We start from the raw sequence: 13,928 nt of genomic DNA on the forward strand, positions 1-13,928 counted from the left end.
CTACCGGGACGCGCCCTGGAGCGCCTCCGTCAACCGCTCCGCGAGCCGCTCGACGTAGGGGGATCGCAGCAGGGTGTAGTGCGTGCCCGGGAGGACCTCGCGCGTCAGCTCGCCGTGGACATGCGCGCTCCAGCCGTCGTCCCCGCGCGCCGGGGCATCGCCCGCCTGGAGCAGGAGGACGCGGCCGGTGAACGTTCCAGGGCGGTGGTGTTTCAGCGCGCGCAGGTTGCGGGTGAAGACGTGCAGGAGCGTGCGCCCTGCCGCCGTGGCCGCTTCCGGCGTCGCGAGCTGGCCCTGGTCGAGCTCGAACAGCGCGGCCACCTGTCCTTCGTCGTCCACGTCGAGCGGCACGCGTTCATCCGTCGCGGGGCTGGCATCGATGAGCGCCACGAGCTCCACGGTCTCGCCCCGGGCCTGGAGCTGGCGCGCCATCTCGAAGGCCACGACGCCTCCCATGGACCAGCCGCCCAGCCGGTAGGGGCCGTGGGGCTGCACGGTGCGCACGGCGTTCACGTAGAGCGCCGCCATCGCCTCCACCGTGTCGAGCGGCGGACGGCTTCCATCGAGCCCCTGGGACTGGAGCCCGTAGAAGGGCTGCTCCGGGCCCAGTTGCTTCGCCAACGCCGCGTACGCGAGCACGTTGCCGCCCACCGGGTGGACGCAGAAGAAGGGCCGCCGCGAGCCCTCGCGCTGGATGGGCACGAGCGGGGAGAAGACCAGGGGCGCCTGACGCAGCAGCCGGGCCAGCGCCTCCACCGTGGGCGCCTGGAAGAGGGCGGCCAGGGGCAGCTCGCGCTGGAAGCGCTCCCGGATGCGCGCCATCAGCTTCACGGCGAGCAGGGAGTGACCGCCCAGGTCGAAGAACGGACGCGTCACGCCGATGGGCCGGACGCCCAGCAGCTCCTCCCAGAGCGCCACCAGCTCCCGCTCCAGGTCGTCGCGAGGGGCCACCTCCGGGGTTCCGGAAGGACGGGAGGCCGGGGCCTCCGGGAGGTGCATCCGGCGAAGCTCGTCCTCCGTCAGCAGCGGCCCCCGGTCCAGGACCGCGTCGGGCGCGGCGAGGACCGTCTCCAGCAGCGTGCTCCAGCGCTCCATCAGCCGCTGGACCGTGGCGGCGTCGAAGAGGTCCGTGCTGTACGTGAGCGCGCCCTGGAAGCCGTCCGGCTGCCGCGTGAGGGCCAGGTCCAGATCGAACTTCGCCGCCGTGGGAGTGACCTCCACCGCCTTCAGCGTCAGGCCCGGGAGGGCGACCTCCGGCTCCGGCGTGTTGTGCAGCGCGAAGAGGACCTGGAAGAGCGGGGTGCGGCCCAGGTCGCGCTCGGGCTGGAGCGCGTCCACCAGCCGCTCGAAGGGGAGGTCCTGATGTTCGTACGCGCCGAGCGTGGTCGCGCGCACCTGCGCGAGGACCTTCCGGAACGACAGGTCCTGGGTGAAGCGCGCGCGGAGGACCAGCGTGTTGACGAAGAAGCCGATGAGGCCCTCGGTCTCCGCGTGGCGGCGGTTCGCGATGGGCGTGCCCACCAGCACGTCGTCCTGGCCGGAGTACCGCGCCAGCAGCCACTGGAACGCGGCCATGAGCACTATGAAGGGCGTGGCGCCTTCCCGCTTCGCCAGCGCCTCCACCGCGTCACTCAAGGCCGGTGCCAGTTGGACGGGCCACCTCGCCCCCTGCGCGGAGCGGCGGGCCGGACGAGGCCGGTCCGTGGGAAGCAGCAGCGCATGCGGCGCCCCTTCGAGCCGCCGCCTCCACCCGTCGAGCTGTCCCTCCAGCACCTGTCCTTCCATCCACGCGGCCTGCCACCGGGAGAAGTCCGCGTACTGCACGGGCAGCTCCGGCAGGGGGGACGGCTGGCCCTGGCGGAACGCTTCGTAGAGCGCCACCAGCTCGCGCACGAGCACTCCGAAGGACCAGCCATCGGAGACGGTGTGGTGCGTGCACAGCAGGAGCACGTGCTCCCGCGCCTCCAGCCGCAGCAGGGTGAAGCGCGCGAGGGGCCCCGTGCCCAGGTCGAATGGGCGCAGCGCCTCCGCGTCCACGCGGCGCCAGACTTCGGCTTCACGTGCGTCCTCGGGCAGGGCCTCCAGGTCCTCCGTGCGCAGGATGCCCGTGGGCGCGGGATGGATGCGCTGACGTGGCGTTCCGTCGTGTGCCTCGAACGTCGTGCGCAGGGTTTCGTGCCGCTGCACCAGCGCGTCGAAGGCCCGCTGGAGGGCGGGGACGTCCAGCGCCCCGGACAGCCGCAGCGCGAAGGGCATGTTGTAGAGCGGGCTGCCTGGCTCCAACTGGTCGATGAACCACAGCCGCTGCTGGGCGAAGGACAGGGGCGCGAGTCCGTCCCCCTGCGTCCTCGTCAGCGGAGGCAGCGCGGGCGTGGGCGAGTCCGTCAGCCGCCGGGCGAGGCCCGCCACGGTCGGCGTTTCGAAGAGGGCCCGGACGCGCAGCTCCACCCCGAAGTGGGAGCGCACGCGCGCCACCACCTGCGTGGCCAGGAGCGAGTGCCCGCCCAGCTCGAAGAAGTTGTCGTGACGGCCCACGTTGGACACGCGGAGCAGCTCCTCCCAGATGGCGGCGAGGCGCTCCTCGGTGGGCGTCGCGGGCGGTTCGAAGACACGCGCCGAGCGCGACGCCGCGTCCGGCACGGGCAGGGCCTTGCGATCCACCTTGCCGTTCGGCGTCAGGGGGAGGACGGGCAGGGCGAGGAGGGCGGCCGGCACCATGTAATCGGGCAGGTGCCGTCGCAGGTGCTCTTGCAGCGGAGCGGTGTCCACCTCCGGCGTGACGTAGGCGACGAGGCGCGCGTCGCCCGGAACGTCCTCGCGCACCAGGGCCAACGCGTCCCGGACGTCGGGGTGGGCGCGCAGCGTGGACTCGACTTCGCCCAGCTCGATGCGGTGGCCGCGCAGCTTCACCTGGAAGTCCAGGCGGCCCATGAACTCGAGCGTCCCGTCCTCGCGCCACCGGGCCTTGTCGCCCGTGCGGTACAGGCGCGCTCCGGGCTCGGTGCCGAAGGGGTCCGGCATGAAGCGCTCGGCGGTCAGGTGCGGACGGCCCAGGTAGCCGCGCGCGACGCCTTCACCGGCGAAGCACAGCTCCCCCGGCAGGCCGAAGGGCACCAGCTCCAGGCGCTCGTCGAGCACGTACGCGCGCAGGTTGTCCAGCGGCCGTCCGATGACGGGCCGCGCGAGGGACGTCCCCTGGATGTCCCAGACGGTGGCGTCCACGGTGCACTCGGTGGGGCCATAGGCATTGAAGGCCCGCGTGCGCCGGGTCCCGGCGAGCCGCTGCCACATCACCTCGTCCAGTGCCTCGCCGCCCACCAACACGAGCGACGGCAGTCGGGGGCGCTCCAGCATCCCCGCGTCCAGCAGGAGCTTCAGTTGCGCGGGCGTGCAATCCAGCGCGTCCACCCGTGTCCGCTCCAGCCACTCGAGCATCCGCTCCGGCTCCAAACGGAGGTCCTCCGGAACGGGGCACAGGCAGTGGCCACCCAGCAGTTGCAGCACCTGTTCGATGGATGCATCGAAGAACAGCGGCGCGTTGACGCTGACGCGGAGTCCCGGCGCCTGCCCCGCGTAGGCGGTCCGGAGGAGCGCGTGGCGCAGGTGCAGCAGCGAGCGGTGCCGCACCATCACCCCCTTGGGCGTCCCCGTGGAGCCAGAGGTGTAGATGACGTAGGCGAGGTTCTCCGCCCCCGCCGTCGGCGGCAGGTTGTCCGAAAACCTGTCCGACTGTCGGACAGGTTTTGCGTCCATCCGCACCAGGTGGGGGACCTCCGGGTGCCATGCCTCCAGTAGGGCCTGCGTCGTCACCAGCACGGACGCGCCACAGTCTTTGAGCACGAACGACTTGCGCGCGGCGGGCGCGGCCGGGTCCAGTGGCACGAAGGCGCCCCCGGCCTTGTTCACCGCGAGCAGCGCGACGACGGTCTCCGCCGAGCGCTCCAGGCACAGGCCCACCGTCACCTCCGGGCCCACCCCCAGCGACCGCAGGTGCCAGGCGAGCTGGTTGGCCTGCATGTTGAGCTGCCGGAAGGACAGCGTCGTGTCCCCGAACACCACGGCGTCCGCGTCCGGGGTCCGCGCCACCTGGGCTTCGAAGTGGCCGTGCAGCGTGCCGTCCCCGTCGTAGGGCGACATGCCTCCGGCCAGGTCCCCCAACAACCGCTGCCGCTCCTCCTCCGAGACGAGCGACCGTCCGGACAGCGGTCCGTCCGGATCCGTGAGCACCGCCTCCAGCAGCACCCGCAGGTGGGTGAGGAGCCGCTCCATGGTCGGACGCTCGAAGAGGTCCGTGGCGTATTCGAGCTTGCCCCGGAAGCCGTCCTCGCGGCGGTCCAGGTCCAGGCTCAGGTCGAACTGCGACGTGATGCGCTCCGCGAGCGCCGCGGGACGCACGGTGAGGCCGGGCAGCGATAGCTCCGGCACCGGCGCGTTCTGGAGCGCGAACATCACCTGGAACAGCGGCATGCGGCCCAGGTCGCGCGTCGTTTGCAGGGATTCCACCAGCCGCTCGAAGGGGACGTCCTGGTGCTCATAGGCGCCCAGCGTCGTGGCTCTCACCTGGGCCAGCAGCTCCCGGAACGTCGTCCGGGCGCCGAAGCTTCCGCGCAGCACCAGCGTGTTGACGAAGAAGCCGATGAGCCCTTCTGTCTCCGCGTGGCGGCGGTTCGCGATGGGCGTGCCCACCAGCACGTCGTCCTGACCGGAGTAGCGGTGCAACACCGTCTGGAAGGCCGCGAGCAGCACCATGAAGGGCGTGGCGCCTTCCTGCTTCGCCAGGGCCTCCACGCGCTCGGACAGGGCCCGGGGCAGGTGCACCGGCACCGTGTCGCCGCGCTGGGTGGAGACGGCGGGGCGCGGCTTGTCGGTGGGCAGCTCCAGCGCCCGGGGCGCTCCTTCGAGCTGCCGGCTCCACCACGCCAATTGCGCCTCCAGTGCCTCTCCCTGGAGCCACGCGCGCTGCCAGAGCGCGAAGTCCGCGTACTGCACGGGCAGCTCCGGGAGCGCGGGCGGACGGCCTTCCCGCAGGGCCGCGTAGAGGGCGGTCAGCTCGCGCACCATCACCCCCAGCGACCAGCCGTCGGAGACGATGTGGTGGAGGTGCAGCACCAGCACGTGCTCCTCGGCCGCGAGCTGGAGCAGCAGGGCTCGGATGACCGGGCCGCGCTCCAGGTCGAACGGCCGCTGGGACTCCGCTGTCGCCAGGCGCTCCGCTTCGCGCAGCCGGGCTTCGGCGTCCTCCCACGTGGTCAGGTCCACGCGCTCCAGCGGCACGGTGGCCTGCGCGTGGATGTGCTGCACGGGCTGGCCCGCCTCCGTGCGGAAGGTGGTGCGCAGGGATTCATGCCGCGCCATCAACGCGTCCAGGCTCCCCTTCAGCGCGGCCTCGTCCAGCGCGCCGAGCAGCCGCAGGGCGACGGGCATGTTGTAGAGGGCGCTGCCCGGCTCGAGCTGGTCGATGAACCACAGCCGCTGCTGCGCGAACGACAGTGGCAGCAGCGGGGGCCTCGGGGCCCGGGTCAGGGGCGGCACGTGTTCGCGGCGGTTCGTGGTGGCGCCCAGGTGCTGGGCGAGCGCGGCCACGGTGGGCGCGTTGAACAGCTCACCCAGGGGCAGCTCCACGCCCAGCACCGCGCGGATGCGCGACACCACCTGCGTGGCCAGGAGCGAGTGGCCTCCCAGGTCGAAGAAGTCATCGTGGATGCCCACGGTGTCCAGGCGCAGCACCTCCGCCCAGATGGCCGCGAGCTGGGTCTCCATCGCGTTGCGTGGGGCTTCTCGCGCCGCATGGGTGGACCGGGGCGCTTCGGGCGCGGGCAGGGCCTTGCGGTCCACCTTGCCGTTCGGTGACAGCGGCAGCGACGGCAGCGCCACCCAGGCGGACGGCACCATGTAGTCCGGGAGCCGCCGCTGCGCGTGCGCCTTCACGCGGTCGGTGACAGCGCTGTCCTCGGACAGGACCACGTAGGCCACGAGCCGCTTCTCACCGGAGGCGTCCTCGCGCGCGAGTACCACTGCCTCGCGCACGTCCGGGGCCTGGCGCAGCACGGCCTCCACCTCTCCGGGCTCGATGCGGAAGCCGCGCAGCTTGAGCTGGAAGTCGGTGCGGCCCAGGAACTCCAGCGTGCCGTCGTCGCGCCAGCGGGCCCGGTCGCCCGTGCGGTACAGGCGGGCGCCCGGCGTGGCGGAGTGGGGATGGGGGATGAACCGCTCGGCGGTGAGGTCCGGCCGCTGGAGGTAGCCCCAGGCGAGGCCGTCACCGCCGACGTACAGCTCGCCGGGGAGCCCCGGCGGCAGCGGCTGGAGGTGCGTGTCCAGCACCCACGCGGTGGAGTTCGCCAGCGGCCGGCCAATGGGCACCGAGCGCTCCACGGTGTCCCCCGCGCGCAGCGTGTGCGTGGTGGAGAACGTGGTGTTCTCCGTGGGGCCATACCCGTTGACGAGCACGGCGTCCGGCGCCATCCGCGACAGGTGTTCCCTCACGCGAGGCACGGGCAGCACGTCTCCGCCCGCCAGCACCTGCCGCACGCCCGCGACCGAGGCGCCTTCGTGGAGGACCATCTGCTCGAAGAGGGCGGCGGTGAGCCACAGCGTGGTCACTCCTTCCACGGCGAGCAGCGTGCCCAGCTCCGACAGCGAGAGCGCCTGCGGCGGCGCCAGCACCAGCTTCGCGCCGTGCAGCAGCGCGCCCCAGAGCTCCAGCGTGGAGGCGTCGAACGCGACCGGCGCGGCCTGGAGGAACACCTGGTCCGGGCCGAACGCGATGAAGCCATTGCCTCGGACGAGGCGCACGATGCCCCGGTGGGGCACGCAGACCCCCTTGGGACGGCCGGTGCTGCCCGACGTGAACATCACGTAGGCCAGCGCCTCCGCGGGCACCCGCACGCCCGGCGGCGTGGCCGGCTGCTTCGCGATCGGATCCGCCTCCGCGTCCAGAAGCACGAGGAGCCCGGTCACCGCCGGCAGCTCATCCGCCAGCGCTTCCTGCGTGACGAGCACGCCGACACCCGCCTCCTGGAGCACCCAGGCCGTGCGGTCCGCCGGAGCCTTCGCCTCCACGGGCACGTAGGCCGCGCCCGCCTTGAGGATGCCGAGCATCGCGACGACGAGCTCCGGCGAACGCTCCACGCACAGCCCCACGCGGTCCCCGGGCCGCACGCCCACCTGGCGCAGGTGGTGCGCGAGCTGGTTCGCGCGATGCTCCAGTTCTCCGTACGTGAGCTCACGCGCCGTGCCCGGCGATGGGGAGGCCCCCGGACTCGCGGGCATCCTCACGGCGACGGCGTCCGGTGTGCGCGCGGCCTGCTCCGCGAACAGCGCGGGCACGGAGGCGTCACGCGGATAATCCGTCGCGGTGTCGTTCCAGGCGACGAGCACCTGGCGCCGCTCCTCGGGCGTCAGCAGCGGCAGGCGCGAGAGCGGCGTCCCTGGCGAGGCCACCGCGGCTTCGAGCAGCACGTTCAGGTGCCGCGCCATCCCGGCCACCGTGCCGGGTGTGAACAGGGCGGTGTTGAAGTTGAGGCCTCCCGTGAAGCCCTCGGGGGCGCGGTGCAACTGCAGCTCCAGGTCGAAGCGGATGGCGCCCGGATCGGCGTTCATCGGCTCGAGTGTCAGGCCGGGCAGGGCGAGCGGCGGCAGCGGCGCGTTCTGCAGCGTGAAGGTGACCTGGAAGAACGGCGTCCGGGACGCGTCGCGCGCGGGGTGCAGCGCTTCGACGAGCTTCTCGAACGGGAGGTCCTGGTGCTCGTAGGCGCCCAGGGTGGTGTCCCGCACGCGCGCCAGCAGGGAGGCGAAGGTGTCGTCCTCGCGCAGGCGGGTGCGCAGGACGACGGTGTTGGCGAAGTAGCCGATGAGCGGTTCGGACTCGGCGTGGCGGCGGCCCGCGATGGGGGAGCCCACCAGCACGTCGTCCTGGCCGGCGTACCGCGACAACAGCAATTGGAACGCGGCCAGCAGCGCCATGTACGGCGTGGCGCCCTCGCGCTTCGCCAGGGACTCCAGGGCTTCGCTCAAAGCTTGCGGGAGGGTGACGGGCATCAGGGCGCCCTGGAAGGACTGCCGGGCCGGACGCGGATGGTCCGTGGGCAGCTCCAGGTGCGACGGCGCGCCTTCCAACTGCCGCCGCCAGTAGCCGAGTTGCGCGTCCAGCACCGCGCCCTGCAACCAGCCCCGCTGCCACAGCGCGTGGTCGGCGTACTGCACCGGCAGCTCGGGAAGCGGGGAGGGGAGGTTGCGGGAGAGCGCGGCGTAGAGCGTGCCCATCTCGCGCACCAGGACGCCGGTGGACCAGCCGTCGGAGATGATGTGGTGCAGGTTCAGCACCAGCACGTGCTCCGTGGGCGACAGCTTCAGCAACAGGGCCCGGAGGAGGGGACCCTGCTCCAGGTCGAACGGGGTGCGCGCCTCCTCGCGGGCGAGCCGGGTGGCTTCGGCCCGGCGCGGCTCCAGGTCCGGGATGCCGGTGAGGTCCACCTGTCGCAGGGGCAGCGGAGCGGGAGCGTGGATGACCTGCTCCGGGGCTCCTTCGTACTCGCGGAACGTGGTGCGCAGGACTTCATGCCGGCGCACCAGCCGGTCGAAGCTCCGCTGGAGCGCGCCCAGGTCCAGCGTGCCCTCCAGCCGGAGCGAGAACGGCATGTTGTAGGCCGTGTCCGTGGTGCCCAGTTGGTGGATGAACCACAGCCGCTGCTGCGCGAACGACAGCGGCAGCACCGCGGGCCGTACGCCACGGGTCAACGGCGTGAGTCCAGTGGGCTCGGGCTTCTCCGGTTGGGTTGGTGCGGGGGCCACGGCCTGGGCGGGGACGATGCGCCGGGCGAGCGCCTCCACGGTGGGGGCTTCGAACAGCGTGCGCAGCGGCACCTCCTGGCCCAGGCGCGTCCGCACGCGCGCGGCCACCTGGGTCGCGAGCAGCGAGTGTCCGCCCAGTTCGAAGAAGCTGTCCCGCACGCCGACCTGGGGGAGGCCGAGCACCTGCGCGAAGATCTCCGCCAGGGCGCGCTCGGTGTCGTCACGCGGAGCGATGGGGTCCGCGCGTCCGGTGGTGGGCGCGTCCGGCGCGGGCAGGGCCCTGCGGTCCACCTTGCCGCTGGAGGTGAGGGGCAGGACGTCCAGGCGGACGAGGGTGGAGGGCACCATGTACTCGGGCAGCCGGGAGTGCAGGAACGCGCGCAGGCCCGCGGTGTCCAGCGTCCCGCCGTCGATGCGGACGTAGGCGACGAGGCGCGGTCCCGCCGTGCCTTCCTGGCGGACGACGGCCACGGTGTCGCGCACGCCGGGCCAGGACTGGATCGCGGCTTCGATGTCGCCCAATTCGATGCGGAAGCCGCGCAGCTTCACCTGGAAGTCGGCGCGGCCCAGGTACTCCAGTGTGCCGTCGGTCCGCCACCGGGCGATGTCGCCCGTGCGGTACAGGCGCGCGCCGGGCGTGTCACTGAAGGCGTCGGGGATGAAGCGCTCGGCCGTGAGCGAGGGGCGGCGCCAGTAGCCCCGGCCCACCTGCACGCCGCCGATGAACAGCTCGCCCGGGATGCCTGGGGGCACAGGTTGACCGTGGGCATCCAGGACGTGCATGCGCGTGTTGGCCACGGGCCTGCCGATGGGGATGATTCGCGGGGACTCGTCGTGCGGGCACTCCCAGGACGTCACGTCCACGGCGGCCTCGGTGGGGCCGTAGAGGTTGTGCAGCGTGGCGTGCGGCATTCGAGCATGGGCTCGGAGCACCAGGTCCGCGGGCAGGGCTTCGCCGCTGCACATCACCTGACGCAGCCGCGACAGGGACTCCAGGCCGGGCTCCTCCACGAAGGCGCGCAGCATGGACGGCACGAAGTGCACCGTCGTCACGTGCTCGCGTGCCATCAGGGCCACGAGGTAGTCCGGCTCCTGGTGGCCGCCGGGCCGCGTGAGTACCAGCCGCGCGCCCGTCATCAGGGGCCAGAAGAACTCCCACACGGACACGTCGAAGCTGAACGGCGTCTTCTGAAGCACCGTGTCGGAAGGCGTCAGACCGTAGCGCCCCTGCATCCAGCGCAGGCGGTTGACGACGCCCGCGTGCGCGTTCATCGCGCCCTTGGGACGGCCCGTGCTTCCGGACGTGAAGATGACGTAGGCGAGCGAGTCCTCACCGGCCAGCGACACGGGACGGTCCGTGGACTCACGCGCGATGGCCTCCCACTGGCTGTCGAGCGCGATGACGTGCGCGGCCTGCGTCGACCGCACGGCGTCGATATCTCCCTGGGCATTCCGATGGGTGACGTGCTCGTCATGCGGAGGCAGCGCATCTCGCGCGGCCTGCGGAGTCAGCGTGGCGCGGAAGCGCTCCTGGATGAGGAGCACCGGCGCGGCGGTGTCCTCCAGCATCCCGGCGAGCCGCTCCGAGGGCGTGGCCGGATCCAGCGGGACGTAGGCCGCGCCGGACTTCAGGACGCCCAGGAGGGCGACCACCAGCTCCAGCGAGCGCTCCATGCAGACGCCCACCAGGGTCTCCGGGCCGACGCCGCGCGCACGCAGGTGGTGCGCGACCTGGTTGGCCCGGACTTCGAGCTGCGCGTACGTCAGGCGCTGGTCCTCGAACTGGAGCGCGGTGGCCTCCGGCGTGCGTTCGGCCTGGGCTTCGAAGAGGTGATGGAGCGTGGCGCCTCGCGGATGGTCCACGCGCGTGTCGTTCCAGTCGCGCAGCACCTGTTCACGCTCGGCCGGCGTGAGCAGCGACAAGGTGGAGACCGGCGCGTCCGGCGTCGCGACGACCGCCTTCGCCAGCACGGTCAGGTGTTCCGCCATGCGCTCCAGCGTCGCGGCGTCAAAGAGGGCGGTGGCGTACTCCAGGCGGCAGCGCAGGCCGTCGCGCTGCTCCCAGACCTCCAGGGTCAGGTCGAACTTGGACGTCGTCACCGGCACGTCCACGCCGCCAATCTGGAGCCCGGCGCCTCCGGTCGTCTGGGCCTCGGGCACGTTGATGACGTTGAGGACGGTCTGGAACACCGGCGTGCGGCTCAGGTCGCGAGGCGCCTGGAGCACGTCCACCAACTGCTCGAAGGGCATGTCCTGGCGCGCGTAGCCGCCCAGGGCCTGCTGCTTCACGCGCGAGACGAGCTCCCGGAACCCCGGTGCCCCGCCGAGCCTCGCGCGGAAGGCGAGCGTGTTGACGAAGCAGCCGAGCAGGCCTTCCACCTCGGGGCGTGAGCGCCCTGCGATGGGCGTGCCCACCGCGAAGTCGTCCTGTCCGGAGGTGCGGGAGAGCAGCACCTGGAACAGCGCCATCAGGACCATGAAGGACGTGGCGCCTCCACGGCGGCCCAGCGCGAGGAGCGGCTCGGACAGCTCGCGAGGCAGGTGGAAGGCGTGCGCGGCGCCCGCGTAGGACTGCGCGGCGGGGCGGGGATGGTCGGTGGGCAGCTCCAGCGGCGGCGTGCCCTGGAGCAGATCCTTCCACCAGCGGGCCTGCTCCTCCAGCACCGGCCCGGTCAGCCACGCGCGCTGCCACACGGCGTAGTCGGCGTACTGCACCGGCAGCGGCGGCAGGACGGAGGGCACACCGGCGCTGGCGCAGGCGTAGAGGACCGGCAGCTCGCGGCTGAGGACCAGGGCGCACCAGGCGTCGGAGACGACGTGGTGCAGGAGCAGGTGCAGGACGTGCGTGTCCGGAGCCAGCCGCAGCAACAGCGCGCGCGCCACGGGACCCGTGTCCAGGTGGAAGGGCGTCGCGGTGTACGCCTGGCAGCGCCGGAGCATGGCGGCCTCCCGCGCCTCGGCCGTGTCGCCGGGGACGTCCTCCGTCTCCAGGGGCAGGGTGCCGGTCGCGTGGATGACCTGCACGGCCCCGGTGTCGCCCAGCGCGTAGGTGGTGCGCAGGACCTCATGGCGCTCCACGAGCGCGTGGAGCGCCGTCTGGAGCGCGGTGACGTTCAGCGCGCCCGTGAGCCGGAAGATGATCGCGTTGTTGTAGGCGGTGCTCTCCGGCTCCAGTTCCTGGAGGTACCAGAGGCGTTGCTGCGCGAATGACAGCGGCAACGGCCGGTCGCGCGGCGCTCGCGGGATCGTCTGGAGCGCACCGGCTGCGCTGAGGGAAACCGCATGCAAGGTCGCGTCCGGGGCCCCCGTGCCCGCGGGCGACGCGGGGCGTGGCGAGGACGGCTTGGACGCCGGAGCATGCAAGGCGGCGTCCGGAGCGCTCGTGACGGCGGGCGACGCGAGGCGTGGCGCGGGCGGCTTTGACGCAGGGGCGCTCAAGGTCGCTTCCGGGGCGCTCGTGGCGGCGGACGACGCGGAGTGTGGCGCGAGCGGCTTGGACGCAGGGGCGCTCAAGGTCGCGTCTGGAGCGCTCGTAACGGCGGGCGACGCGGGGCGTGGCGCGAGCTTGGACGCAGGGGCGTGCAAGGTGGCGTCCGGACCAGACGTGGCGGCAGGTGGCGCGGGCAGCTTGAAGCCAGGGACGTTCACGGCTTCGACACGACCGTCGGCGCGCAGGCGCACGGCGCGGCCCGTGCGGTAGAGGCTCGCGGATCCACTCCTCGGATGCGGCGCCAACCGGTCTGGCGCCTCGCCCGTTGCCTTCCAAAGCGCGGCAGGGAGCCCCGCGCCCGACAGGGCCAACTCTCCGACGACGCCCGCGGGCACGGGCGCCCCGGCCGCGTCCAACACCCAGACCTCCAGGCCCGGCGGCAGCTTCTCCTCTGGCGCACGCGGCAGCAGGCCTCCCTCCCGGGCCTCCCCCGCGAGCAGCACGTCCCCTCCCGCGGTCCGCTGGATCGCCGACGCCAGCTCCGCGGACGCGTTCTCCAGGACCCATGCCCCCACCGGAGCCAGGGCCTCCCGCGCACCCGGGAGGTCCGTCAACGCGCGGGCCAGCCGTGCGGTGGTGTTCACCAGCACCGCGCCTGACTGCTTCGCCAGCGACAGCACCTCCGCCGCATCCGTCTCCTGCTCGCCGCGCACGCGCCGCGAGTGCGACGCCGCGTCGGCGGCTACGGCCTCTCGCGCCCTGGCCAGACGCTGGAGCCCTTCCAGGACGACCGGCGTCTCCAGGCCGAAGTCGATGAGGCACGTCACCTCGTCCACGTCCGAGGCCCGCACCTCGCGCAGCCGCTGGATGCCGCTCTCCACCGTGCCGATGAGGCCGGTGCCCTTCGCGTGGTGCTCGAAGGTGTGCTCCAGCAGCGCGTCGATGTCCTCGCGGGACACCTTGGCGATCTCCCCCTGGTATCCCTGCGCGGCGAGCAGCGACGTGGTGATGTCCGCCGAACTCCGGAAGTACGCCAGCAGCGGCTTGCGCACCCGCCTCAGGACCTCCGCCTCGTCGTCCCCCAGGTACGTGTGCAGCATGCAGGTGATGTGGCCCCGGCCCGGGTGGCCGTTGCGGCGCCACGCTTCGCGGTAGAGGGCCACCTTCGGCTTCAGCTCCTCCAGCGAGTGGGCGAAGAGGCCCGTGAGCACACCCGCGCCCAACTCGCCCGCGAGCCGGAACGTCTCCGGGTTCGCGGTGGCGGTGAGCCACACCGGCAGCTCGCGCTGCACCGGCTTCGGGCGCAGGCCCACCTCCACGGTGACGCCGTTGCCGCCCGGGCGCCGCAGTCGATCTCCGCGCCACAGGCCTCGCAGCGTCTCCAGGTGGCGCAGCAGGATGTTGCGCCGGTCGGCGTAGTTCCCGGGCGCGAAGATGAAGTCCTGCACGTGCCAGCCCGTCGCCACCGACACGTCCACGCGGCCCTGCGACAGGTTGTCCACCACGGCCCACTGCTCCGCGACGAGCAGCGGATCATGCAGCGGCAGCACCACGCTGCCCGAGCGCAAGCGCAGGTGCTTCGTGACGGACGCGAGCGCCGCGGAGACCACCGCGGGCTGCGGGTAGATGCCGCCGAAGGAGTGGAAGTGCCGCTCGGGCGTCCAGATGGCGGAGAAGCCGTTCGCGTCCGCGAACTTCGCGCCCTCCA

At 72.6% G+C, this 13,928-nt stretch carries 1 protein-coding gene (running past one end of the window); it reads right to left on the minus strand.

The genetic code is table 11. The annotated features are described in order from the left end of the window. A protein-coding gene (locus K8556_RS22675; RefSeq protein WP_223742158.1) for a non-ribosomal peptide synthase/polyketide synthase crosses the window boundary here: on the minus strand, positions 1 to 13,928 show its final stretch. The gene runs 18,442 nt beyond the window's last position; the window shows 13,928 of its 32,370 coding nt (coding positions 18,443–32,370); the start codon falls outside the window, past its right edge — the gene reads right to left on this strand; its stop codon occupies positions 1 to 3.

It is taken from the genome of Corallococcus sp. AS-1-12 (assembly GCF_020036995.1).
Classification (GTDB): Bacteria; Myxococcota; Myxococcia; order Myxococcales; family Myxococcaceae; genus Corallococcus.